Annotated in this window: 26 protein-coding genes; 23 read left to right on the top strand and 3 right to left on the bottom strand. The window is 43.9% G+C overall.

Translation table 11 applies throughout. From position 1 onward, the window contains the following. The first annotated feature begins 13 nt into the window (after window positions 1–13). The 12 genes from ctaD to NV379_RS10985 all read left to right on the top strand — a co-directional run bounded on the left by ctaD (window position 14) and on the right by NV379_RS10985 (window position 10,265). Window positions 14–1,825, top strand: a complete 1,812-nt coding sequence (ctaD, locus tag NV379_RS11040) for a cytochrome c oxidase subunit I (RefSeq protein WP_258207489.1) — start codon at window positions 14–16, stop codon at window positions 1,823–1,825. Then, on the top strand, window positions 1,825–2,442 hold the full coding sequence (locus NV379_RS11035) for a cytochrome (ubi)quinol oxidase subunit III (RefSeq protein WP_258207370.1): 618 nt from the start codon (window positions 1,825–1,827) through the stop codon (window positions 2,440–2,442). The genes ctaD and NV379_RS11035 overlap by 1 nt, the downstream gene beginning before the upstream one ends. A 1-nt stretch (window position 2,443) precedes the next feature. Continuing rightward, window positions 2,444–2,758 carry a cytochrome C oxidase subunit IV family protein gene (locus tag NV379_RS11030; protein ID WP_258207369.1) on the top strand — a complete coding sequence of 105 codons (315 nt, stop codon included), beginning with the start codon at window positions 2,444–2,446 and terminating at the stop codon, window positions 2,756–2,758. Between the two features lie 133 nt (window positions 2,759–2,891). Continuing rightward, on the top strand, window positions 2,892–3,767 hold the full coding sequence (locus NV379_RS11025) for a cytochrome c oxidase assembly protein (protein WP_258207368.1): 876 nt from the start codon (window positions 2,892–2,894) through the stop codon (window positions 3,765–3,767). Window positions 3,768–3,805: 38 nt separating this feature from the next. Continuing rightward, the gene (locus tag NV379_RS11020; RefSeq protein ID WP_258207367.1) at window positions 3,806–4,264 is read left to right on the top strand and encodes a DUF420 domain-containing protein; all 459 of its coding nucleotides are present in this window, start codon (window positions 3,806–3,808) and stop codon (window positions 4,262–4,264) included. A gap of 155 nt (window positions 4,265–4,419) precedes the next feature. Then, window positions 4,420–5,088, top strand: coding sequence for an MgtC/SapB family protein (locus tag NV379_RS11015; protein WP_373426107.1), 669 nt, complete (start codon window positions 4,420–4,422; stop codon window positions 5,086–5,088). A gap of 181 nt (window positions 5,089–5,269) precedes the next feature. Next, a complete protein-coding gene (locus tag NV379_RS11010) occupies window positions 5,270–5,995 on the top strand; it encodes a hypothetical protein (RefSeq protein ID WP_258207365.1) in 726 nt (241 codons plus the stop codon). 31 nt (window positions 5,996–6,026) lie between these two features. Then, complete coding sequence (locus NV379_RS11005) at window positions 6,027–6,425, top strand: GntR family transcriptional regulator (RefSeq protein WP_258207364.1); 399 nt, start codon at window positions 6,027–6,029, stop codon at window positions 6,423–6,425. Window positions 6,426–6,443: 18 nt separating this feature from the next. After that, window positions 6,444–7,334 (top strand): ATP-binding cassette domain-containing protein, encoded by an 891-nt coding sequence (locus NV379_RS11000; protein WP_258207363.1) that lies wholly within the window; start codon window positions 6,444–6,446, stop codon window positions 7,332–7,334. Window positions 7,335–7,361: 27 nt separating this feature from the next. Beyond that, window positions 7,362–8,264 (top strand): ABC transporter ATP-binding protein, encoded by a 903-nt coding sequence (locus tag NV379_RS10995; protein ID WP_258207362.1) that lies wholly within the window; start codon window positions 7,362–7,364, stop codon window positions 8,262–8,264. Next, on the top strand, window positions 8,257–9,531 hold the full coding sequence (locus NV379_RS10990; protein WP_258207361.1) for an ABC transporter permease: 1,275 nt from the start codon (window positions 8,257–8,259) through the stop codon (window positions 9,529–9,531). The genes NV379_RS10995 and NV379_RS10990 overlap by 8 nt, the downstream gene beginning before the upstream one ends. A gap of 116 nt (window positions 9,532–9,647) precedes the next feature. Further along, window positions 9,648–10,265: a cyclase family protein gene (locus NV379_RS10985; protein ID WP_258207360.1), complete on the top strand. Its 618-nt coding sequence runs from the start codon at window positions 9,648–9,650 to the stop codon at window positions 10,263–10,265. A 63-nt stretch (window positions 10,266–10,328) separates the two neighbouring features. Here the strand turns inward: NV379_RS10985 and NV379_RS10980 are convergent, their stop codons facing one another. Then, window positions 10,329–10,988, bottom strand: coding sequence for a TetR/AcrR family transcriptional regulator (locus NV379_RS10980; protein ID WP_258207359.1), 660 nt, complete (start codon window positions 10,986–10,988; stop codon window positions 10,329–10,331). 184 nt (window positions 10,989–11,172) lie between these two features. Between NV379_RS10980 and NV379_RS10975 the strand changes: the two genes are divergently transcribed. The 8 genes from NV379_RS10975 (at window position 11,173) to NV379_RS10940 (ending at window position 20,084) form a co-directional block, all read left to right on the top strand. Then, entirely contained in the window at window positions 11,173–11,931 is a 759-nt protein-coding gene (locus tag NV379_RS10975) for an SDR family NAD(P)-dependent oxidoreductase (protein ID WP_258207358.1), read from the top strand. A gap of 171 nt (window positions 11,932–12,102) precedes the next feature. Continuing rightward, complete coding sequence (locus tag NV379_RS10970; RefSeq protein WP_258207357.1) at window positions 12,103–12,606, top strand: dihydrofolate reductase; 504 nt, start codon at window positions 12,103–12,105, stop codon at window positions 12,604–12,606. A gap of 146 nt (window positions 12,607–12,752) precedes the next feature. Next, on the top strand, window positions 12,753–14,366 hold the full coding sequence (locus NV379_RS10965) for a hypothetical protein (RefSeq protein WP_258207356.1): 1,614 nt from the start codon (window positions 12,753–12,755) through the stop codon (window positions 14,364–14,366). A 40-nt stretch (window positions 14,367–14,406) separates the two neighbouring features. Next, window positions 14,407–15,060, top strand: coding sequence for a M48 family metallopeptidase (locus NV379_RS10960; RefSeq protein WP_258207355.1), 654 nt, complete (start codon window positions 14,407–14,409; stop codon window positions 15,058–15,060). A 225-nt stretch (window positions 15,061–15,285) separates the two neighbouring features. Beyond that, window positions 15,286–16,209, top strand: a complete 924-nt coding sequence (locus NV379_RS10955; RefSeq protein WP_258207354.1) for an EamA family transporter — start codon at window positions 15,286–15,288, stop codon at window positions 16,207–16,209. A gap of 124 nt (window positions 16,210–16,333) precedes the next feature. Further along, a complete protein-coding gene (locus NV379_RS10950) occupies window positions 16,334–17,500 on the top strand; it encodes a sugar diacid recognition domain-containing protein (RefSeq protein ID WP_258207353.1) in 1,167 nt (388 codons plus the stop codon). A gap of 157 nt (window positions 17,501–17,657) precedes the next feature. Continuing rightward, a complete protein-coding gene (locus NV379_RS10945) occupies window positions 17,658–18,926 on the top strand; it encodes a GntP family permease (protein ID WP_258207352.1) in 1,269 nt (422 codons plus the stop codon). Window positions 18,927–18,938: 12 nt separating this feature from the next. Further along, the gene (locus NV379_RS10940; RefSeq protein WP_258207351.1) at window positions 18,939–20,084 is read left to right on the top strand and encodes a glycerate kinase; all 1,146 of its coding nucleotides are present in this window, start codon (window positions 18,939–18,941) and stop codon (window positions 20,082–20,084) included. A 99-nt stretch (window positions 20,085–20,183) separates the two neighbouring features. Here NV379_RS10940 and NV379_RS10935 read toward each other — a convergent pair whose 3' ends face one another. Further along, window positions 20,184–21,578: a sensor histidine kinase gene (locus NV379_RS10935; protein ID WP_258207350.1), complete on the bottom strand. Its 1,395-nt coding sequence runs from the start codon at window positions 21,576–21,578 to the stop codon at window positions 20,184–20,186. Window position 21,579: 1 nt separating this feature from the next. Continuing rightward, the gene (locus NV379_RS10930; RefSeq protein ID WP_258207349.1) at window positions 21,580–22,290 is read right to left on the bottom strand and encodes a response regulator transcription factor; all 711 of its coding nucleotides are present in this window, start codon (window positions 22,288–22,290) and stop codon (window positions 21,580–21,582) included. 353 nt (window positions 22,291–22,643) lie between these two features. Between NV379_RS10930 and NV379_RS10925 the strand changes: the two genes are divergently transcribed. The 3 genes from NV379_RS10925 to NV379_RS10915 are packed head-to-tail and all read left to right on the top strand — an operon-like array spanning window position 22,644 to window position 25,590. After that, the gene (locus tag NV379_RS10925) at window positions 22,644–23,513 is read left to right on the top strand and encodes a carbohydrate ABC transporter permease (protein ID WP_258207348.1); all 870 of its coding nucleotides are present in this window, start codon (window positions 22,644–22,646) and stop codon (window positions 23,511–23,513) included. Between the two features lie 13 nt (window positions 23,514–23,526). After that, window positions 23,527–24,384: a carbohydrate ABC transporter permease gene (locus NV379_RS10920; RefSeq protein ID WP_258207347.1), complete on the top strand. Its 858-nt coding sequence runs from the start codon at window positions 23,527–23,529 to the stop codon at window positions 24,382–24,384. A gap of 36 nt (window positions 24,385–24,420) precedes the next feature. After that, a complete protein-coding gene (locus tag NV379_RS10915; RefSeq protein WP_258207346.1) occupies window positions 24,421–25,590 on the top strand; it encodes an efflux RND transporter periplasmic adaptor subunit in 1,170 nt (389 codons plus the stop codon). Window positions 25,591–25,601: the final 11 nt, after the last annotated feature.

Raw genomic sequence — 25,601 nt, 5'->3', positions numbered from 1 at the left:
ATATAGTGGATTAATGGATTGGCTAACCACCGTTGACCACAAAAAAATCGGTAAGCTTTATTACTTCGCTGGTGGATTCTTCTTCCTCCTAGGCGGTCTTGAAGCGTTACTCATTCGTCTACAACTCATGTTTCCGGGTTCCACATTGTTTATCGGTAAGACATTCAATGAATTAACAACGATGCACGGTACGACAATGATTTTCTTGGCAGCAATGCCGCTCATTTTCGGATTCATGAACGCACTCGTTCCACTCCAAATCGGGGCACGGGACGTAGCGTATCCGTTTGTTAACTCACTTGGATTTTGGTTGTTCTTCTTCGGGGGAATTTTACTGAACGTATCTTGGTTAGTTGGCGAAGTACCAGATGCAGGTTGGACGGCATATGCACCGCTTTCTACTGGTCCGGATCACTTCGGTATGAATTTCTATGTCCTAGGTCTTCAAGTAGCTGGTCTAGGTACACTAATCGGGGGTATTAACTTCCTCGTAACGATTATTAACATGCGTGCTCCAGGTATGACATACATGCGTATGCCGCTATTTACATGGTCTGCGTTCATTACATCTGCACTTATTCTATTCGCATTCCCTGCTATTACAGTAGGTCTTGTCGAGCTCATGTTTGACCGTCTATTCGACGGTGCGTTCTTTAACCCGGCTAAGGGTGGTAACGCGGTACTTTGGGAACATCTTTTCTGGATTTTCGGTCACCCGGAAGTTTATATCTTGATTCTCCCAGCATTCGGTATTATCTCTGAGATCGTATCGACATTCTCTTCCAAGCGTTTGTTCGGATACAGCTCCATGGTATTCGCGACTGTGCTTATCGGTTTCTTAGGCTTCATGGTGTGGGTTCACCATATGTTTACAGTAGGTATGGGCCCTGTTGCGAACTCGATCTTCGCGATCGCGACCATGGCAATTGCAATCCCGACAGGGGTTAAGATCTTCAACTGGTTGTTCACATTATGGGGAGGACATATCCGCTTTACGGCTGCTAACTTGTGGGCAACAGCGTTTATTCCAACTTTCGTAATGGGTGGTACGACAGGGGTTATGCTTGCAGTTCCTGCAGCTGACTTCCAATATCACGATTCTTACTTCGTTATTGCTCACTTCCACTACGTACTTGTTGGTGGACTTATCATGGGTATCTTCGCTGGTTCTTACTACTGGTGGCCGAAGATGTTCGGTAAGATGCTGAATGAAACAATGGGTAAAGTTCATTTCTGGACGTTCTTCATCGGTTTCCATTTGACGTTCTTCCCGCAACATTTCCTAGGTCTAATGGGTATGCCACGTCGTGTATTCACGTATGACGGTGATCTTGGACTTAATGAAGGTAACTTGATTTCAACAATTGGCGCAATGCTGATGGGTGTAGGTGTGATCATCTTCATGATCAACATCTTCATGACAGCAGCGAAGAAAGCGAATGCTCCTGCTGACCCTTGGGATGGTCGTACTCTAGAGTGGACAATTCCTTCACCAGCACCAGAATATAACTTTAAACAAACACCACTTGTTCGTGGTTTAGATCCACTTTGGAAAGAAAAAATGGCGGGTAACAAAGAGATGACATATACAGAGCCTGTTGGCCCAATTCATATGCCATCACCATCGATCTTGCCATTTGTAATGTCAATTGGTCTAACAATTGCAGCTTTCGGATTTATCTACGCTGGTAAAATGGGTAACCACTACTTATCATTTGCCGGTATTGGTGTAACACTTGTATGTATGTTCCTTCGTTCCGTCTACGACGATCACGGTTGGCATATTGAAGTAGAAGAGCTTGAAGACAAGGAGGACAAAGCATAATGGCTGCTAATCATACTGGCGCATTGCCAGATCATCCCGAAAGAGCAACGCTTGAAGGGAGAAATAAGATATTAGGGTTCTGGCTTTTCCTTGGCGGAGAGATGGTACTCTTCGGTACTTTGTTTGCGACATACATCGCTCTTCGTAATTCCGTTCCAGAAGGCGATCCGACTGCGGAACATTTGTTCAAACTTAGCATCGTTGCGATCTCAACATTCATCTTGCTTACCTCTTCACTAACGAGCGTATTCGCGATGATGGCTATGCATAAGAAGAAACTTAAACAAATGCTTCTATGGTTAGGTGTTACGGTTGTTCTTGGTCTTAGCTTCTTAGGACTTGAGATTTACGAGTTTGTTGAGTATGTGCATGAAGGACATACGTTCTCGAAGAATGCATTCTCAACATCATTCTACACATTAGTTGGTTTCCACGGGGCTCACGTATTATTCGGGGTTCTCTGGATTACACTGTTAATTATCCAAGGTTTGAAAAAAGGATTAACAACTACAACAGCTCCGAAATTCTATGTCGCGTCCTTGTACTGGCACTTTATCGACGTAGTGTGGGTGTTTATCTTCACAGTTGTGTATCTAATGGGGAAGGTGGGTCACTAAGATGGAACAAGTACAAAATACTGCTTCATCGAACAGACGTCGCAAGCCTGAGAGCCCGGCTCCGCATTTCTTGTCTTACATCGTATCGATTTTGCTTACGATGCTAGCTTTCGCAGTTGTTATTTACGGTGATCTTGATCGCTCGTTCATCTTGATCTTCATCATTACGCTTGCAGTGGTGCAATGTATTTTCCAACTTGCATACTGGATGCATATGAAAGAAAGAGGTCATGTGTTCGCAGCAATTGGTCTCATCTTCGGGTTCATTATTGCACTGACTGCAGTAGTAGCAGCTGTATACTGGACTTGGTGGTAAGAGAGTAGTTGTTCGAAGTATTGTCATGTAGGGGGTCAGCTTTGTTTAGAAGCGCCCCCTTTTTTGTTAGGAAATAATTGCATGAATTATCAGAAACTCATTCAATAAGGGCATGGAAAGGGAGATGTACAGTATGGATCACACACAGATTATGGGGCAATCGGCAAGTTTTTTTGAATTATGGAGTCCTCTGCTCATCTTGTTTCTCAGCGTTGTAGGCCTGCTGTATTATCGACTAGTAGGCTCTTGGAGAGAGAGCTTTGCGAATTCTGAGCCGGTTAGTACGAAGACAAAAGCGGCTTTTTATACAGGGCTCATCTTGGTCTATATTGCGCAAGGCAGTCCGTTGGATTACATAGGTCATCATTATATGTTCAGCATTCACATGTTGCAGCAGTCGATACTGTATTTGATTGCACCGATATATATTATTACCGGTATGCCGTCATGGGCGCTTGAGCCTGTGCTTAAAGTACGCTGGGTTCATCTAATCGTGAAGTTTTTTACAAGTCCAATTATCGCTGTATTGCTCTTTAATCTGTTATTCTCGGTCTACCATTTGCCTCTGGTCATGGATTTCGTTATGATGAATGAATTGGCACGATTCGCGTATCATTCGGTGCTGTTATTTACGGCATTTACGATGTGGTTCCCGGTGTTTACGACAATTCCAGACTATGGCTCGATGACAGGCGTGAAGAAGATGGGTTACATCTTCGTCAATGGTGTGCTTCTAACACCAGCGTGTGCGCTCATTATTTTTGCAGAAACACCGATGTATGCGATGTACAAGGACGTTGTGCTGCCATTTGAGTTCTTGCCGGTACTGGACGATCAACAGCTTGGTGGAGTTGTCATGAAGATTATGCAGGAGTTGTCATATGGGTTCGTACTGTTTATTATTTTCCGCAAATGGTACAATTCAGAACGGGCACATGATACTGAACTATCTGATGAACCACGTGAGGGTGTTGAGTATAAGCACACCTTCGAGCCAGTGAAGTCGTAGTCCATTCATTATTTTAAGGAAATAGGTGAGTACTTCGTATGCAGATTTTGCCAACGTTATCCACGATGTTTATTGTGATCAGCGCTATCTTTGTCGGGTTTGGCTGGTACCATATTGTGAAAGGCAATCGTCAAACGCACGAGAAGCTGATGATTTGGGGAGCAGTGTTCGCGTTAACCTTCTTTATTATCTATATGTCTCGCACGATATTCGTAGGAAATACGATGTTTAACGGACCACAGTCCATTAAGCTGTATTATCATATCTTCTTGTTCTTCCATATCGCACTTGCGACAACTGGCGGTGTGCTTGGTCTCATTACGCTATGGCATGCATACAAGAAGAATTTCATGAAGCACCGCAGAATCGGGAAGACAGCTGCAATTGTATGGCTGCTTACAGCTCCAACAGGAGTTGCGGTATATGTGCTTCTATATATCTTGTATCCAGGCGGTATGTCTGAGCCGGTGTGGAAAGTTATCTTCGGCATTCATTAGTTTGATACGAAATGAAATATCATAGATTCGATGTTCAAAACTGCGGTATCCTATTGGGGTACAGCAGTTTTTTGCAATAGTAAACTTCGTCCAAGTATAGCAGGATCTCGCTTGTAGAAGCGGATACCCAAAGATGAGGAGGGGATTATCGAATGATGATGCAACTGGAATTTTTACTACGTCTTGTGATTGCTGGCATATGTGGTGTGATGATTGGTTATGAACGGAAAAGTCGGATGAAAGAGGCTGGCGTACGTACCCATTTCGTAGTTGCAGTAGGGGCATCGCTTATGATGGTGGTATCTAAGTATGGTTTTGCCGATATTCTAGGTACAGAAGGTGTTGGCTTAGATCCTTCGAGGATCGCGGCACAGGTTGTCAGTGGGGTGTCATTCTTGGGTGCGGGGATGATCTTCTTGCAGCGGCAGACGGTTAAGGGACTTACGACAGCAGCAGGTGTATGGACAACAGCAGGCATTGGCTTATCGCTAGGAGCAGGTATGTATACACTAGGTGTTGGGGTTACCATACTTATCCTAATCGGACAGAAGATGCTACATCGTCAGTTTCGGTGGTTATCGTTCCCTAAATCCGAACAACTTATATTACGTATTGAGAATGAGCCAGATCTCATCAGCAGGATTCAGCATACGCTTCGTGATAAACAAATTGTAATACTTAATTTCCATGCGGAGAAGCTGGATAAGAATATGCTTGAAATCGAATTGTCGATGAATGTGAAGCTGCCAAACGCTTATGAGCCTGATGATTTATTGCCTTTAATTCAGGAAATACCGGGTGTCAATGCGGTTGAAATGCAATAAGCTGCTAGAAGTAGCAGGGATAGATGAGGAAGCAATCTCTTGTTTATAAGAGGTTGCTTTTTTTGTATTCAATTTTTCTGAAAAAAAGGTATTGCAAAATGTTCCGATGCGAGTATACTGTACATATAGATATACACACTATAAAGACTATATACACTGTGAATGTGGAAGGTGATCGGATATGACGAATTGGCAAGGAATTAAGTTTCTGGTAAAGAGGGAATTTTCGTATCGTAATGCAGGGTATGTGGGAACGACTCTATTTCTTGTTGCTTGTTTCTTAATGTTTCTGGTGATGATCCCAATTGAAAGTTACGCAAAACGACCGAGTATCGCTTATTTTCCAGTTAACGTTATCTCTGTAACGTACTTATCACTTATGGGATTTGGATTTAAGAACAGCTATATGAAAAATTACTGGAAGACGGATGCATTCAGGAAAGAATTGTCTTGGCTGAAGCTAATGCCGATCTCATCAAGTCAAATCGTGAAATCGAAATTTATGAAATTTATCATTCATGTCTTCGCTTTAAATACGATACTATTCAGCTTACTGTATATATTTACGGACATGATCAGCACCTACGATATAACAACCATGCAGTATGTTCAGATGGTACTTACAGTAATGGGTTATTCGATGGTAACAGGCACGCTGTATCTGTGGTTTGAGATGTCGCTTTCAGGAAAAATGTACTTGGTAATGAGTTTCGCGGTTGGTATCGTAGCAGTTATTCTTGTTGCGCTTTTGGGGATGCAACAATCTGTCTGGGATCTTGTCACAACTGGGATTAAGACATACAGCTGGATCATACCGACTGCCTTTATTGTACTCGGAATATGCATCATGCTTGGTGTAGGTAAAGTAATGGAGAAGTCGCTCAATAAGCGAGATTTGTACGTTTAAAAGGCAGGGATTAGAAAGTAGGTGAGGGCGGATGAGAATTCCCATTCAGATATCGAATGACAGCGCAGAGCCATTATATTATCAGATTGAAGTGCAGCTTAAAGCTCTTATTCTAAGTGGGCAATTGGCAGAAGGGGCCCTCCTTCCATCGATACGAGAACTGGCACAGCAACTGGCATGCAGCGTTATTACGATTCGAAGGGTGTATCAGGACTTGGAGAATGAAGGCATCTTGCGTACCAGGCAAGGAACGGGGACGTTTGTTGCAAATGTAGGACAGACGGCGAGAGACAATTATCGAACAGATGCGGTGCTCACAGCAATGAAAGAAGCGATTCTGACGGGGATACGAGTGAAGTGTACAGATGCGGAACTAGAAGAACTTTTTAGAGCAGCATTACAGGAAGTTCGGGATCAAGAGAAAGCTTAAGGTTGGGAGCTGGGGTATATGGAAGCTAATATTGCAGTAGCAATGAAGGGTGTACGTAAAAGACTCGATACGTTCGAGATCGGAACGATTGATTTGCAGCTTGAAGAAGGGTTCGTATATGCAGTAGTCGGACCCAATGGGGCTGGGAAGAGTACGCTGTTCAGCATGCTGATGAACGGATTAAAGCCAGACCAGGGTCAAGTGCAAATGTTCGGTATGGATTATGAGCAAGATGATGTCATGATCAAACGACGCATTGCATACGCGTCCAATCGTCAGATGTGGGAGGAAGCAGAGCTTTCAACGGTGAAGGATTTGGTTGATTTCGAATCTCTATGGTATCCAAATTGGGATTCAAATCAGTTTACGAATCTGGTAAAGAAATTCGGGATTGATCGTAATGCGAAATTATTGAAGATGTCTACTGGCGAACGGCAGCGTCTGTCTATTGCAGTGGCCCTGGCGAAGAACACGGATCTACTCATCATGGATGAAGCAACGAATGGACTCGATTTTATGACATCCAAAATTATTGTAGATCAAATCGGCAAGTTTATGGATAATGATGGAAGAACAGTGGTGTTTGCCACTCATATTTTGGATGAGATTAAGCGATTAGCAGACTATATTATTTTGCAAGAAAACGGCGTGATTAAAGGAATTTTTGAAAAAGATGAGCTCTTAAGCACCACAAAAGCGTATTGGATAGAAAGACTGCCTGAACAAGGAGAGCAAACACCTGGTGTGATCCGTGTGGACCTTACAGGAAGAGTAACAGGTCCAGTTCGCATCATTACATCTCAGGTGCAAGCAACAGAAAGTGAGCTTATAAGACAGCAGATTCCGATTATCAGTGTGGAGTCACTTGAGCTTGATGAAATCTTATCGTTTTACATGGAAAATAATTAAGGATCTAAACAAAGGAGAGAGATATCGATGTTTAATCTTCAAGTGGAGCATGTAACAAAGCGCTTTGGTGATAATGTAGCGGTGGATGGCAATCATTTTAACGTAAAAGCAGGTGAGATTTATGGATTGCTCGGCGCAAATGGTGCGGGTAAGACGACAACGATGCGGATGGTGCTAGGACTGACGGCTCCAGACGAGGGTCGCATTCTATGGAAAGGGAAAGGCTATTCCAAGGAATTGCGTGCAATTATGGGGTACTTGCCAGAGGAAAGAGGCTTGTATGGCAAGGTTAAAGTAAGCGATCAGCTGTTATACTTGGCAGAACTTAAAGGAATGACGCGCAAAGCAGCGGATCAATCCCTTAAGACATGGTTAGAGCGCTTTGATGTGCCGGAGTATTATGGCAAGAGGGTAGAAGAATTATCCAAAGGGAATCAGCAGAAAATCCAGTTTATTGCGGCTGTGATTCATGATCCGGAAATTCTTATTATGGATGAACCGTTCTCAGGATTTGACCCGGTGAATGTGGAGCTACTGAAGAAGACGGTTACTACACTACGTGAGCAAGGGAAGTCGATTCTGTTCTCCAGTCACCGTATGGAACATGTTGAGGAATTGTGTGAGAACATTTCGATTCTACATAGATCGAACACAGTATTGCAGGGTAATTTGAAAGAGATTAAGGCGTCTTTCCCAAAAGAAAGAGTGTTACTTGAGACAACTGATGATGTAACAGGGCTTGAGCAAATTGCAGGTGTGAAATCGGTGAACAAGAGCGCAGTTGGATATGAAATTCAGATTGCACAGCCAGTGGCAGCACGAGCAATATTGGAACATGCAATGGCACAGACGCAGATCAATCGCTTCCAAGTGATGGAGCCGACGCTTAACGAAATCTTTATTAAGAAAGTAGGTGGATCGCATGAATAGTATTTTTACAGTTATCAGATTTACGTTCATGACGGCGTTTACAGCTAAATCATTCAAAGTTTCTTCCTTGATTATGGCGATTCTTGTGACGATTGGAATTAACTTACCGGCCGTGATTGACTATTTCTCCTCTCATGAGGCAGATAAAGTAGGGGTGTTCGCAAACCAAACTGAGATCGCGCAGAAGCTCGATGCCTATTATAAAGCGCAAGGTGAAGCTAAGGTAGAGATCGTAACGCTTCCGAGTTCAAGTAAAGACGCAGATGAGCAGTTAGCAAAAGATAAGATTAAGTCTGGTGATATAAAAGGTTACATCGAGATTAGTGATCAGCTGGTGGGCGGTTTCCCGAAAGTGACGTATAAGTCTAATGATACGAAGGACAGCTCGCTTGTACGTGAATTGCAGCTTGGTCTACAGGCTGTGAAGATGGATGGTATTCTGAAAAATATTCCGAAAGAGCAGCTGGAAATCATTCAGACGCCAATCGCAATCGATACGCTGCAAATTTCTACTTCGAATGAAGTGGGTCAGACGAAGACAGAAGGTCAACTCATCATGTCTTACATCATGGTGTACGGGATGCTGATGCTGCAATATATGAGCATTATGATGTACGGTACAGCGGTTGCAACGACGATTACGCAAGAGAAAAGCTCTCGTGTTATGGAGCTAATCGTAACGAGTGTGGATTCACTCAAGCAAATGTTAGGTAAAATTATTGGTACATGTCTACTTGCTCTATCGCAACTCGCGGTCGTTGGTGTTGCTGCCTTCATTAACTTGATGCTGCCACATAACCAGAAGCAGATTGCTTCGCTTGGTATTTCATTGTCCGATATTCCCGTAAGTACATTCATCTACTTTATTATCTTCTTCTTAGGTGGATTCTTCTTGTATGCGATGTTGTATGCTGCTGTTGGTTCCATCGTAAGTCGTGTGGAAGATGTGGGGCAGGCGGTTATGCCGATTATGTTCCTCATGATGGCTGGCTTCATGGTAAGTATGGTTGCTTTGCAAAATCCGAACGCATCGTATGTCGTGGTGATGTCTTATATTCCGTTCTTCTCGCCACTTGTAATGTTCCTGCGCATCGGTATGGGTGATCCGGAGCAGTGGGAAGTTCTTGTATCCATTGCATTACTATTCGTCTCCATCGGCTTCTTCAGCTGGCTTGCAGCTAAGATCTACCGCACGGGTATTATGCTCTACGGTAAGCGTCCGACGATTAAAGAGTTTAGAAAAGCAATGCAGGCATTTAAGGGTTAATGGGGTTAAGGATTTGCCTCGGTTGAGAGACCGGGGTGAGTCCTTTTTTTAATGGATAAATATTAATGTGGTACAATTTTTAAAAGGTTTTTGATTAGTGAATGGGGGAACTTCTTATGATTATAGATCTATCTCACTTAATAGTAGATGGTTTACCGCCTTATCCAGGCGATGCAGAGACGATTCTGACGCAAACGAAGTTTATACATACGGATCACTATACGAATCATCAGCTAAGCGTGAATATGCACGAAGGCACTCATATTGATGGACCGATGCATCTGCTGGATGTTCCAACTTATCTGAATGAGTTCTCATTGGATCGTTTTATCGGGAGTGGAACAGTTATTGATGTTGCGGGGCAAACAGAGATTGACTACTTGGAAGAGTATGAAGAGCTTATTCCAGAAGCGCAGATTGTCGTTCTGCATACGGAGCATAGCCGGTTGTTTGGACAGCCGAGCTATTTTACAGACTATCCCGTTCTGACATTGGCATTTGCTGAGTTGTTAGTGAGAAAGCATGTGAAGATGGTCTGTCTCGACATGCCTTCCCCTGATAAATATCCATTTGAAGTTCATCAGTTGTTATTTGCAAATAACATCCTGATCGCAGAGAATTTGACTCATGTTGAGAAATTACTTGAGGTAGGGAAGTTTGAGATTATTGCGCTGCCACTTCATATACGTGCAGATTCGTCGATTGCGAGGATTGTGGCTAGGGTGTTGGAATAAGATGAAGATGAACGAAGAGCTGAAGTTCCTTTTGTTTAAAAAGGGGGCTTCAGCTCTTGTTTATTAGGGTCTTAAATAACTTAAGAAAATGTCTTTCAAAATATGAAGCTGCTTTGCAGATTCGATCTTGAACTCTAGCATCGGGATGCTGCTCTGCAAAGATAATTTTTTCGCGAACAGGGCAAATGAATTTGTCATTGTTGCAATCGTATCGTCGAGGGATAGATTCGCGCGTATGGAGCCGTCATTCATCCCGTCTTTAATAATGTTCATGATCGAAGACTGAATGCGGCTCATCGCATCGTTATACAGATCGAGATCTTCCAGTGGCTCGGTGGATTGAGCGGCATAGCTCTCGAACGCTTCAAGTAGCTTGGTATTCTTGCTGTGTGCAGGTCCTATTAAGGTAATGAAGAAATCGAGTATCTTCTCTAGCTTCTCATAGCATGTTTCTTGTCCATTTGCGATGGTATCGAACGTCTCAATTTGCGATTCAATAATGCGGGTTGCAACGGCAATGATCAGTTTATCTTTCTTCGGAAAATAGCGGAACACTGTCGCGATCCCCATTCGTGCTTCTGTCGCTACATCTTGCATGGTCGCTTTATCGATCCCTTTAGCGTTAAACACGCGCTCGGCAGCATCAATCATGAGGACAACGCGTTGTTGTTTGGCATCCTCACGTTCTTGTTGCCATCTGGTTTTGGCTACCACTTCCTTCACATTCCTTCCTCATCCGTTCTCTTAGTTGCTCGTGATCGTAACAGAAGCCCAGAATGTTGTCAATAAAGGTGTGATAAATGTTGTTGTTTTCTAAAATCAGGAGTATAATTCATTATAGTGATAGTATAACTATCACATCAGTATTATTACTATCATAACTTTATTCTTAAAGGAGCGATTAAATATGTCTAACACACAGCAAGTTGTCTTGATCACAGGTGCGGGTAGCGGAATCGGTCGTACAACAAGTTTGAAATTTGCAAGCAATGGCGCTAAAGTCGTGCTCGTTGATTATAACGAACAGACAGGCAATGAGACGTTGAAACTAGTTCAAGAGCAAGGTGGCGAAGGGATCTTCGTACAAGCTAACGTTGGCAACAGCGAAGATGTTCAGCGCTATGTGAATACAGCTGTGGAGACGTATGGACGTATCGATGTTCTCTTCAATAACGCTGGTGTGCTTCAAAACTTCTCGTTGCTAGCAGACATTAAGGAATCTGAGTTTGATCGGATGTTCAATGTCAACGTGAAAGGGATCTTCCTTGGCATGAAGTACGTCATTCAAGTGATGGAAAAGCAAGGTGCTGGCGTAATTATCAATACAGCTTCCACTGCTGGCGTTCGTGCTGAGCATAGTATGGCGGCTTATTCCGCAAGTAAGCATGCGGTTGTATCCCTAACGAAATCTGCAGCACTTGAATATGTAAAAAAAGGCATTCGCATCAATGCAATCTGCCCAGGTGGTGTAGACACAGCACTAACTCAAGCAGTACCCGTGATGCTTCAAGAGTCTGGCTATATTCCAGATGAATTGCCGAATATGCGTCTAGGACGCTATGCACAGCCAGAAGAGCTTGCTGAAATGGTCGTATTCCTGGCTTCTGAGAAGAGCAGCTATATGACAGGTTCAATCGTTGTGGTTGATGGCGGATTGACGTTATAAGAATAATTATCAGATTGTTATAAATGATTTGTTTAATGGAGCAGCAATTCTCTTGTTAAGGGAGGATTGCTGCTTTTGTGTTATTAGTGAGGAAATTGTGCAGGATAATTTGTCTGAACCACAGAAGTTGTAATCAATTAGGGAAGTACTAGTGCAGAGGAGCGGGTAATCATGAACACAAAAATTAGTTTAATAGCTGCGATGGACAACAATCGAGTGATCGGATACAAGAATGACATCCCATGGCGCTTGCCGAAGGAATGGGAGTATGTGAAGCAGACGACGATGGGGCGTTCGATTATATTGGGACGTAAAAATTATGAATCGATTGGAAGAGCGCTGCCCGGGCGACGCAATATCATTTTGACAAGAGATCGGGATTATTCGGCAAAAGGGTGCGAGATTGTACATACGGTAGAAGAAGTCTTCGCTAGTTGTGCGCAGGAAGAAGAGATTTTTATATTTGGTGGGGAACAAATCTATCAATTATTCCTGCCCTATGTGACGAAGATGTACCTAACGAAGATTGACTATGAGTTCGAAGGAGATACCTATTTTCCAGAGATTAATGTGGGTGAGTGGAAAGAGGTGTCAGTGGTGGACGGGGTGACAGATGAGGAGAATCCGTATCGATATCGGTATTATGTGTATGAGCGGGTTACAGGCGGAATATAGTTGAGACTGATTCAATATGTAAACTTGACAAATAGTACCTCGAAATCAAATGGTTTCGAGGTTTTTTTGTGCATCATCGTAACTTTCGCATCTATAACTAGTCTAAACTAGTGAAACTCTTGATACTATCACCAGGAGGTATATGGATGGCTAAACGACTTCTATTTCTATTAAGCATTATGCTACTAACCACAACAGGCTGTACGACCTCCGAAGTATCCCCAAGTAATGAGCCGATTCCAACTCTTATATCCACACCTACATCAGAGACCGCACCAAGTCCGTCGCCCAATCCAAAGCCAATCTATCTCATCCCCTATGCCGATCATGTACCCATTAATGAAGAAGTGATGAGCCGTGAGGAACGCATGAAACTTGATCCAATTGGGCAAGAAGTAGTGGCACTGCTTGATGATTATGTGTTCATCTCCAATAACGATTTCCCACAAAACTATGAAGATAAATTTGGAGCGGTTGATCCGGCTGGGAACTTCAATCCTGGGGGGAATTACATCACGATTAAAGCCACTTCGAATATTGTAACTCAAGCGCGTGATGTGTTTATCGCGGCGGATGTAGAAATTCGTTATACACCTCAAGATCTTCAGCCGTATTGGAAGGGAAAGCAGGCTTTTCAATTCACTACAGCAGATGATGGATCATTAAGGCTCAAAAATTGGAACGAAACAGCAGATCATTTGGGCTTCAGCAACTGGGATGAGAGACTTTCATTACATATAATGCCGAATGAATGGAAGATTGCAGATATCCAACATAACGGTACAACTATTAGCATCATTCGTGTGCTAGATAACGGGAAGAATGGCCTTAAAGTGTCAGCGCGTTTTAATAATGGTGAAACCGCAATGACGTGGAAGTTACCAACTACAGAAGCTTGGGAGAACTTGGTTGAGAAGAAGGATATACATATTTCAGCTCTACCGAAAGAGAAGAAAGCTTGGATTTTACTGAATTCTGATTCTAGTGCTGGGCTAATGTCAAAGTCGCTTTATGAGATTAATGGTGATGAGGGGAATGTCCTGAAAGTCCGTGAACTGGATCAAGAGATTGATGGATATGTGACAGGTGTGGCTTTTCGCGATGAACGAGTAGGTTGGATAACGGCCATACAGCATGGTACTGAGTTAATGCCTCTATACCGGACAGAAGATGGCGGGAAATCGTGGACATTGCAGAAGCTGGATAGGCTTGCTGGTTATGCATATGGCAATAGCTATCCGCCTGTATTTGATGCTGGTGATTTAAATCGTGGGCAGCTGGTAATGGAATATGTATCGAATTCGGATCGGGGGAGACTTAGTAAACGGAGGGTGAAGTATACAACAACAGATGGGGGAGATACTTGGCATACGAATGCCGTTGTCTCCATACCACCTGTACGATACTTGTATCCGGACTCGTTTAATAACCCTACCGAGAAGCAATTTATCCAGTTGATCGTTCAGCATGTAAAAGCGCTCAATAATCGAGATCAGGCAGCATTTGCAGGAACCTTTTCTAAGAAGACATCTAATCAAGTCTATCCGTTATACAAATATTACACTGAGAAAGATAGTATGATCATAGATATGAAAAATCCGCAATTTAGTCGTAATGAGGGCGGACAGTATGGTACAGTATTTGTTACTCTTGTCATCTATGAGTTGAGCACAAATGAGGTTAGCGAGGAAACAAGAGTTTATTCTTTTGAACTTGAAGATAAAGGGAGTAGGGAGTGGCGAATAGGATTTATTGATTAGCTGCTCTAGTTATATATGAACTAACAAAGCGAGGCAAACAATGAACATTGAATTAGAAGGTCACAGGGTGCGGATTCATCTGGAATACGGTGTGAGGAAGAAAATCTCGCTGGCGATGGATGCTTCTGGATTTATTACGGTAAAAGCACCGAATGGGACTAGTGAAGAGGTAATTGAATCTGCGGTGAAAAAGCATAGCAAACAAATTCTGCAGCAATTGCGAGCCATTGAGCAAAGCCAGGATACGACAGGAATCAGAGAATATCAAGAGGAAGGGAAGTTCCTTCATCTGGGTAAATATTACGCGTTACAGGAATTAATTGAGACAGAAGGACGAACTGAGGATGAGCTGAAGGTGAGTCTGAAGAAGTTTTATTTTGCAAGTTGTAAAAAAGTGATTGGGGAGCGTCTTAAGGTTTATCAACAGCAGCTCAAGGCTAAAGCGAAATCATTCGAAATTGTGGAATCCAGAACCAAGTGGGGGACCTGCAGCTCCAGCAAGCAGCTTACGTTCAACTATCGCTTGGCGATGGCGCCGCTTGCTGTTATTGATTATGTGGTGATTCATGAACTATGCCATCTCTTTCATATGAATCATGACCGATCCTTCTGGAGGCTTGTCGGCAGTATCATGCCGGACTATAAGGAGAAGGAAGCATACCTAGCGAGATACGGGCGGGCAATGGAATTATAGATATAACCAAATTAATGGTTGATATTTCCTATAAACCCTTTTACAATGAATAGCAGCAAGTGAATATTTAAACTTCAAGCAGAGTGTAATGCTCGATGCTGTAGAAGGCGAAATTTTGACAAAGCGAAAGCTTTGGTTTCATTCGCCCCCTCGTTCGAATTGACGAACGAGGGGGCTTTTTATTTGCCAAAAATCATAATGATGGTTAGGAAGGGGAGTATAGGGGTGAAAAATTTGCAATATTCAGTACTTGTATTTTTAGGTGCATGTAGCTATGGTGTTTTATCGACGATTCTTAAGCTGGGGCTTGCAGAAGGGTTTACCGTATCGCAAATTCTAGGCGGGCAATATTTGTTTGGTTGGCTCATACTGCTGGTTGCAATGCTGCTATTCTCACGTGTGAAGGTGAAGCTTAAGCAAGTTGGAACACTACTGCTTGCAGGGATTCCGATGAGCTTAACTGGGGTGTTCTATGGGGTGTCGGTGGAGCAGCTTCCAGCTTCATTAGCTGTTCTATTGCTGTTTCAATTTACATGGATGGGCGTTGTACTAGAAGCAATCTGGGAACGGAAGATGCCAAGCCGCGGTAAGCTGATCTCGATTGCAGTATTGATCGTTGGGACGTTGCTGGCAGGAGGCGTACTTGAGCAGAATAGTGGTCAATGGACGCTTATGGGCGTACTGTGCGGTCTGTTAGCTGCCCTAACATTCGCAATCTATATCTTCGCTAGTGGTAAAGTAGCCACGAACGTGCCTGTGTTCTCAAGAAGCTTCATCATGCTGACTGGCGCGCTTATTCTGCTACTTATTATACTTACACCAACCTTCTTGTTCGATGGTTCAATTGTACAGGGAGCATGGAAGTTTTCCCTTCCACAGGCGCTTATGGGAAGCTTTATCCCTGTCGTATTCTTCGCAATTGGAATACCGAAGATCGGCCCGGGCTTAGGTGCGATTCTAGGTGCCGCAGAACTGCCTGCAGCCGTCATCGTGTCGATTGTGGTGTTAGGTGAAATGGTTTCTGTGTTACAGTGGGTTGGGATTGTCTTAATCCTACTTGGAATTGTTGTTCCGCAGTTGATTCCGCAGGGGGATAGAGAAAGTGCCAAGCGCACGAAGCTCGCTTCTCAGATGGAGCAGTCTGCTTGATCCAAGAGTTTGCAGATGTATGTTTCGGTAGTTGCACATCCTAACTCAATAATAATATGCTTGTAACGAGGGTATCTTGGAGATGTCCTCGTTTTTAAGTATGGATAATAGGTTGGTGAGCGATATGAGTAAATTGACACGGCGGCTTGCACAAGAGATTGTGCGACGGACGATGAATGTCATTCAATATAATGTGAACGTAATGGATGAGCACGGGGTGATTATCGGTTCGGGCGATAATCGGCGAATTGGACAGCTGCACGAAGGGGCTGTTATTGCAATTGAACGCAGAGGGCGATTTGAGGTTGATGCTGACCTACAAGAGAAATTATCCGGAGTGCAGCATGGTACGAACCTTGTGATCGAGTTCCAGAATGAAGTCGTCGGTGTAATCGGAATTACAGGCAACCCAATAGAAGTAGAGAAGTATGGCCAGCTTGTCAAAATGACGGCAGAGATGTACTTGGAGCAGTTGTACCTGCAGGAGCAGGCGCAGTGGGATAAGAGACTCCGAGAAGATTTTCTCCTCAGTGTTATTCATGCAAGTCCTGCTGACTATCCGATGATGAAGGATCAGGCGAAGCGATTGGGGATTGATCTGTCCATACCGCGAATTGCATGCATTCTGGAGCTTCAAGACGACCAAACAGGGGATGAGGTTCAGGCATTACATATGCTGCAACAGGTCGTTAGTGTGCTTCAGCAGAGGGAGTCGGTAGATACGATTACGATTCGTAATTCCTCGCAAGTGGTGTGGTTGCAACGTGTTTTGAGTGGTCGAGATATGCAAGAGAGAATACATAAAGGGATTAATACCCTCTTAGTCAGCGCTCGTGATAAATGGAATCCTTCTGTTAAAGTAGCAATCGGTAAAGCTTATAGTGATCTTGAAGGATTGATTAAGTGCTATACTTCCGCGCGTGATGCGCTTTATGCGGGTCGTGTGATTTCACCTGAGCAGACGGTTTATGATGCGAATGATTTTATTAATGAAACCTTGTTTGTGAATTTAAAACCAACTTGGAATACAGATGAATTGGTGGAACTAGCGGCTAGTTTTGTGAAACAAGATAAGCTTGGAGAGTTGTGGCAGACCCTACTCACGTATATCGAAGAGAATGGGGATCAGCAGCTAATCGCAAGTAAGCTCAGCATTCATCGTAATACGCTTCGTTATCGCTTGCAGCGTATATACGAAATTACGGATAAAGATCCTTGGAATCTAAGAGATCTGTTTACTTTGCAGACGGCGATGTGGCTTTATTTGTATCGAAAAATAACTCCTAAATGACGTTCAATGCATCATTTGTGCAAATGCACAAAAAAGAGAAGTTTGAAAGCGCAAACTTTTGTTTGTATGAACGATGAAGCGTTTTCATGAAAGCGCTATTATAGGGATATAGAAAGCAAACACTAGTTGTTCTGATACAACAAGGAGGCATAATAAAATGGACATTTCTGTATCTGTTCTAGGCGCCATAGCCGCACTCGTCGTTGCGATTGTACTTATTCTTCGCAAGGTTCCACCTGCATATGGGATGATTGCTGGGGCGCTAGTTGGGGGAATCATCGGAGGTGCGGACTTAGTACAGACCGTATCCTTAATGATGGAAGGATCCAAAGGCGTAATACCAGCCGTACTTCGTATTATTGCAGCGGGTGTGCTCGCAGGTGTGCTGATTGAATCAGGTGCAGCAGCATCCATTGCCGAGAAAATCGTGAAGAAAATGGGCGAGACGAAAGCGCTGCTCGCTCTTGCAATAGCAACAATGATCTTAACAGCAATCGGTGTATTCATCGACGTTGCCGTTATTACAGTAGCACCAATCGCGATGGCGATTGCACAGCGTGCAAACATCTCCAAGCTTGCAATCTTGCTTGCGATGATCGGGGGAGGTAAGGCGGGTAACATCATGTCCCCGAATCCGAATGCGATTGCAGCATCTGAAGCATTCGGCGCTCCACTAACTTCCGTTATGATGGCAGGTATTATTCCAGCAATCTTCGGGGTAGCGATGACGTACTGGCTAGCGAAGCGAATTTCAGGTCGCGGCAGCAAAGTAGGCATGGAAGAGATTAAAGAGGTAGACCGCAGTACTCTTCCAAGTTTCGGTGCCGCGATTGTAGCACCACTTGTAGCGATTATTTTACTCGCACTTCGTCCTTTGTTTAACATCGTAATTGATCCGCTTATTGCACTTCCAGTCGGGGGTATAGTCGGTGCGATCGTGATGGGACGCGGTAAACAAATTAACCAATTTGCCATTTCGGGCTTAAATAAAATGTCGGGTGTAGCAATCATGCTCCTCGGTACAGGTACACTTGCAGGAATTATTGCGAACTCGCAATTGAAAGACGTCATTATTAACTTCTTAACTTCTTCAGGCTTACCAGCTTACATGCTTGCTCCAATCAGTGGTTCCTTGATGTCACTAGCAACAGCTTCGACAACAGCAGGTACAGCAGTAGCAAGCTCGGTATTCGGTAACACCATTCTTGAACTCGGTATTATGCCGCTAGCAGGTGCAGCGATGATTCATGCCGGTGCAACAGTATTCGATCACATGCCACACGGCAGCTTCTTCCACGCAACGGGTGGTAGTGTGAACATGTCGATGGGTGAGCGTCTGAAACTGATTCCTTATGAAACAGTAGTCGGTCTAGTACTTGCGATCGTATCAACATTGATCTTTGGTGTATTCCAATTCTTCGGATAAGGTGGGATTAAGATGAAAATTATTATTGCTCCAGATTCATTTAAAGAAAGTATGACAGCAATGCAAGCAGCAGAGGCAATTGAAACGGGCATGCGTTTAATCTTACCCGATGCGGAGTATATCAAAGTTCCAATGGCTGACGGTGGAGAAGGAACGGTGCAATCCTTAGTTGATGCCACGAACGGAAAATTGATTCATCTTGAAGTAACAGGTCCGCTAGGCGAACCCGTACAAGCTTTCTTCGGAATGATGGGAGACGGCAAGACAGCGATCATCGAGATGGCAGCAGCTTCAGGTTTACACCATGTGGCAAGAGAGCAGCGAAATCCGCTCATTACAACGACTTATGGGACAGGTGAACTAATTCTAGCTGCGCTAGATCAAGGTGCAGAAAAGATCATTATGGGTCTTGGGGGCAGTGCGACGAATGATGGTGGAGCGGGTATGGCACAAGCACTAGGTGCGAAGCTCCTCAAGGAATCAGGCGAAGAAATTAGCTACGGCGGCGGTGAATTGAATCTAGTAGACAAGATTGACTTGAAACAGCTAGATAGCCGTATCCGTCATGTAGAATTTATCGCTGCTTGCGATGTGGATAATCCATTAACAGGTGAACGTGGAGCATCTGCAATCTTCGGTCCGCAAAAAGGTGCAACACCAGAGATGGTCGAGCTACTTGATCATAATCTTGCTCATTACGCAGTGAAATTGACAGAAGCGACAGGTAAAGAAGTCGTTGCACAAGCAGGGGCGGGTGCAGCAGGTGGTATGGGCGCAGCAGTTCTTGCCTACTTGAACGCAGAGCTCAAGCGTGGTGTGGATATCGTCATTGAAGCGGCGAATCTAGCCAAGCATATGGAAGGTGCAGATCTTGTCATCACAGGTGAAGGGAAGATCGACCGTCAGACTGTTTTCGGCAAAACACCAATGGGTGTCTCCATGACAGCCAAGGTGCAAGGCATTCCAGTTATTGCACTTGCAGGAATGGTTGCACCAGGTAGTGAAGCCGTTCATGAGATCGGCATTAACGCCTTGTTCTCCATCGTACCAGGGGTAACAACTCTAGAAGAAGCATTGAAAGATGGCGAAGCGAACATGATCCGCGCGGCACGTAATGTGGCGATGTGTGTGAAGCTGGGGATGGGGATGAAGTCTTAAAAAGAGAAGAGACAAAATTTACGTTAGACTATATAAAAAAACAAGGTACGAAGCAGCTGCCTCGTACCTTGTTTTTTTGCATATCTATCAATCTTACCCCTACATCAACATTACTTGTCCTCGCCTCATAGCGGGAAACTTCATAACGAATGCCGCGCCACCACTTGCTAGGTTATAAGCGGAGATGTCGCCTCGGCAGCGTTCCACAATCGCACGGGAAATCGCAAGACCTAGGCCATTCTCACCGTTCTTGCCCTTAATGAATCGCTGGAAGAGGTGAGGGAGCAGCGTGCTTGGAATACCGTCCCCATCGTCTGTGACTTCGATATTGATACTTCCATTATGGATCGTTACATAGATGACAATTCGATGCTTCGCATGGCGAATGGCATTGCCGACAATGTTGAGGAAAGCTTGCAGTAGCTTCTCATGATCGGCTTGAATAAGCAGTCTGGAGCGATGTTCCCGATTATAAAGTACCTTCACTTCAAGACCTTTTTGCAGCAAAAGCGGGTTTAACCGTTCGATTGTTTCTTCGAGCAGGTCAGGTACATCGAGATCACTCGGTTCGAATATGCCATCCTCACTCTCAAGCTTCGCGAGCAGCGTCATCTCAGTGACAATCCGCTTTAAGCGATCACACTCGCTCGCAATGACATCAAGCCCTTTGTTCGCATGTTCATCTATAAATACCCCATCGCGAATCCCTTCCGCATACCCTTGAATGGACATCAGGGGGGTCTTTAACTCATGGGAAGCATTCTGGAAAAACTGTTTCTGCGCTCGGTTGTAGCTGCCTAACTCCGCGGCTAGTTCACATACGCTTCTAGATACCTCACCAATTTCCCCGCCGGACTTCACCCACTGTACATCTGCAAATTGACGATTCTTCACTTTCTTTAGTTCCTCTTTAAGCTTAGTAAGCGGTGTGACGATTTTCTTGGTAATGAGCATGCTCAGAAGAAAGGCGATAATCCCGCCAATAGCTAAGATCAGCATCATACGCAGGAATAAATCTTTCTGCATTTTTTCTATTTCACTGTATGGTGTCGAGAGAATAACCATCCGTGTAGCCTCAGTCGTTTGCTTAGCTACATGGGCAGCTTTTACCGTCTCAACGATATAATCCTCTTCATTCATACCAGAATGTGAGAGATCAGGGATATGCTTTAAATCCCCTCGAAGCTTTTCCATCCCTATTAATTGACCTTGAAGCATTTGATTAAGGGGGATGATGGTGCTCAGATTAATTCGTGTAAGCGGTACTTTAGTGGATGGCATTACACTCATAGCTGGCGCAACTTCTGCAGGATTAGTTTTGTAAGCTTGAAGGTCAGTATTATTGATGATCAACTCTCCTTGACGCTTCATCACTTCTCTTTGATTCTGAACGAGGGTATTAAACAGTAGGGGATAGATACTTAGAGCTGTTACGACCAGTACACATAACAATAGCGCACCAAAGGCGAGATAGAGGCGATATTTTAACTTCATATCAGCTCATCTCTCCTTCCACACGCAGGCGATATCCGTATCCCCATACGGTTTCAATTGGCATATCGGGCAGTTTCTTGCGAAGACGTTTCACAAGATCATCAATCGCACGGTCACTGCCGAAATAATCATTTCCCCATACTAAATTGAGTAGCTCGTCCCGTGAAAATGCCCGATTCGGGCGATCGGTTAGCGACTGTAAGAGCGAGAACTCTTTGAATGTCATCTCAATTTCTTGTTCGTCCCAGAACACGCGACGTTCTTCGAGATCGAGCTTCAACGCACCGATCTGCGTTGTCTTTTTCGATTCAGCAGCTGGTGATTGTTCTTTATATTGATTCATCAGTTCAAAGCGGTGCATAAGACGCTTTACCCTCGCAACAAGTTCCCTTGGACTAAATGGTTTCGTTAAATAATCGTCACTACCAAGCTCAAGTCCTAGAATTTTATCGACTTCTTCATCCCTCGCAGAGATCATAATGATCGGCACTTCCGCTTCTTGGCGAATGTGGCGGCACAGCTCATATCCACTCATTCCTGGCAGCATAATGTCCAGAATCCACATGTCTGGCGGTGTTGTTTTCCACAGTTCGAGCGCGGCTTCCGCGTTATCCATTCCAACTGTCTCGTAGCCTTCTTTGTGCAGATAGGCTTCTACTATTTCACGAATATGGTTATCATCGTCAACGACGGCGATTCGATAAGAGTTCATTCGAGTTACCTCCTGCATATTCCTACTCGTTAAGTGGGTTCAAAAAGTTAAACGGAGAAGAATGAGGGTGTTGTAGGAGCGTAGCGTTCGCCTTTGAAATCGTGAAAATACCATTAAATAAATTCAAAATTCACGATTGAGACAGCGACCGGAAGCACCCTCATTCTTCGCAGTGACCAGACTGTTTGAACACACTCTTTTTATTCATTTTAACAAATATGACAACTGGAATGGGCGTTTACATACTTTTTCCACACTTCTTCCAAAGTTTTGCCGAAGGTGATCTTTACAATGAAATAGTATCGAGTAGCTACGGCACGACAATACCGTTTGACCATGGAGGAGTTTATTTTATGAGAATTAGACCTCTAGCACGTAAGGAGATGATTGCAGCTCTATGCTTCGTCGCTCCGAGCCTTGTTGGATTTTCGATCTTTTATATCATTCCCTTTTTCCAAAGCATGTTCTATTCCTTTAAAGATGAATTTGGCACAGGGGGCTTAACATTCGGCAATTATCAAGATTTGTTTGCGAGTGCTTCTTTTCAAAAAGCCGCGAATAACACATTCATTTTCACGATTACGAGTGTACCGATTATTGTGATTCTGTCCTTAGGACTTGCACTCTTGCTGAATCAGAAGGTGTTTATTCGTAATTGGCTGCGTACGTCTTATGTATTGCCGCTAGTTGTTCCGGTGGCGTCCATCGTGCTGATCTGGCAGATTCTATTCGACTGGAACGGTTCGATTAATGCGATTCTGACTTTCTTCGGTGTTGATCGTATAGATTGGATGAAGTCGGAGTACGCGAAGTATGTCATCATCTTGATTTACGTTTGGAAAAATATTGGTTACAACATCATTCTTTTCTTGGCAGGTTTGCAGAACATTCCTGACCAGTATTATGAAATTGCGAATTTGGAAGGCGCAAGTCCGGCACGTAAGTTTTTCGGGATTACACTGATTTACTTAACGCCGTCAACTTTCTTAGTCATTCTGATGTCGATTCTAAATTCATTTAAAGTATTCCGGGAGACGTATCTCGTGGCAGGGGCTTATCCGCATGACAGCATCTATATGCTGCAGCATTATATGAACAACATGTTCCTATCGCTTGATATTCAGAAGCTTTCTGCAGCAGCGACTTTGATGGCGTTTGTCATTCTTGTTCTTGTTTTCATTTTGTTCCGCGTCGAAAAGTCATTCCGGTCATTTATGGAGTAATTGGAGGTACCTTATGAAAAAAGAGCATATATTACCCGCGCTTCGCACGCTGATTCTGGCCGCTATTGCGCTCATTGTCCTTGTGCCCGTTGTTCTGACGTTCGTCAATTCATTCATGTCAGCCAAAGAGATTACAGCGAATTACGGGATGCTGGGCAGTACAACGACGAATGAATTTGTTAATTTAAAATGGATTCCAGATTGGGTCACGTTTGCCCAATACACGAAAGTATTGATTACTACACCACAGTTCTTACACATGTTCTGGAACTCGGTATTTATGGTGATTCCGATTATTATCGGACAGGTTATCGTATCTGCACTGGCTGCATTTGCGTTCGGTAAGCTGAATTTCCCTGGTCGTGACACGATTTTCTTCGTGTATCTGATCACGATGCTTATGCCTTTCCAAGTTACACTCGTACCGAACTACATTATGGTCGATCGATTAGGGCTGTTAAATACGCCGAGTGCGATCATCTTCCCAGGTATATTCGCGGCATTCGGGGTGTTCTTGTTGCGTCAGTTCATGCTGCACATTCCATCAGCCTATATGGAAGCGGCGAAAGTGGATGGAGCAGGCTATCTGCGTACGTTCTGGACGATCATTATATTCATGGTAAAGCCCGGTCTTGCTGCACTTGTCGTGCTGCTCTTCGCAGATCACTGGAACATGGTTGAGCAGCCGCTTATTTTCTTACAGGATGCCGATTTACAACCACTTTCGGTCTTCTTATCTCGCATTCAAAAAGATGCATTCGACGTTGCATTCGCAGCTTCCGTGATCTATATGCTGCCAATGTTGCTGTTGTTCTTATCCGCAGAACGTTACTTTATTGAAGGCGTACAGCTATCAGGTATTAAAGGATAAATCATATTTTGTGTAGCGCAAGAAGGAGGATAATAAATGGATAAGGCAACGAAACGACAACGTTTAAAGTTCACAGCTCTTGCTGTGTTCTTTGCCTTGTTGGCCGGATTCACACTATTTAGCAATACGTTTCAAGCAGCAATGTTACCCAAAGTCTTAACGGGGAAGGCGGAGAAGAAGAATTTAGCTCATGCGATAAAAGGAAGCGGTATCATAACCGCTAAACATAAAGCTGACATCCCAAGTGAAGGCGGCGGCAAGGTCACCAAGATTCACGTGAAGAAGGATGACGCTGTGAAGAAGGGGCAAGTGCTTGCGACTTTTGACACAAGTGATGGCGAGCAAGATTTGCTGGATGAAGAGGCGCGACTTAAGAAGATGAACATCAACCGTGATGTACTGAAAGAACAATACATAACCGCCCAACAAGAGGGTAATGAAGAAGCAATTACGAAAGCGCAGCGAGATTTAGAGAGTGATGAATTGGATATTGAAATCGCAGAGCGCAAAATTGCAAGTATGCGTAAGGACCAAGCAAAGAAAGGGTCCGTTAAGGCTCCTTTTGACGGAAAAATTGCTAATGTAAATCTTACCGAAGGTATGAATGCAGCTTCCGGTCAAGCAGCATTTACAATGATGAAAAAAGATGAAGGTTTCGAGTTTAACTTCACCATTGATGCAGATGCAGCAGCATTACTTGAGGTTGGTGAAGTGATTAAATTCGATGGGAAGAAGGATAAACCATTCCAAGGTGAAGGGACAATTGCTGAATTCCTGGATGCGGGTGAAGGCTCTAGTAGCGGTGGAGGTGGTGAAATGAGTGCCAAATCCGGTAAAGATCCCGCTAATGGCGGTGGTGCAGATGAACCTGCACAGCCGAAGAAAAAAGTCATCGTAACTGTAAATGGCGGTGACTTTGGCGGGGGGGAACGCGTCAATGTCGCACTGGATAAAGCCGTGAAACAGCAAGGTTTTGTCATCCAAAAGTCTTGGATCAAGAAAGATGGAAAAGGCAGTTATGTCTTTGTTATTCAAGAGAATAAAAGCTCACTTGGCAATACCTTTACCGTCCGCAAAAGCTACCTCAAAACTGGTGAATCCAGTGGGGATGAGGTTATCGTTCTATCCGGTGTAGGAGCGAAAGACGACATCATCATTGAGACAAGTGAACCGCTACAAGAAGGAAATCGAATTCGAGTCCAATAAGGAGAGGAGAG

It is taken from the genome of Paenibacillus radicibacter (genome assembly GCF_024721995.1).
In the GTDB taxonomy this organism is placed as follows: Bacteria; Bacillota; Bacilli; order Paenibacillales; family NBRC-103111; genus Paenibacillus_AM; species Paenibacillus_AM radicibacter.
This window is presented reverse-complemented; position numbering and strand designations above follow the sequence as displayed.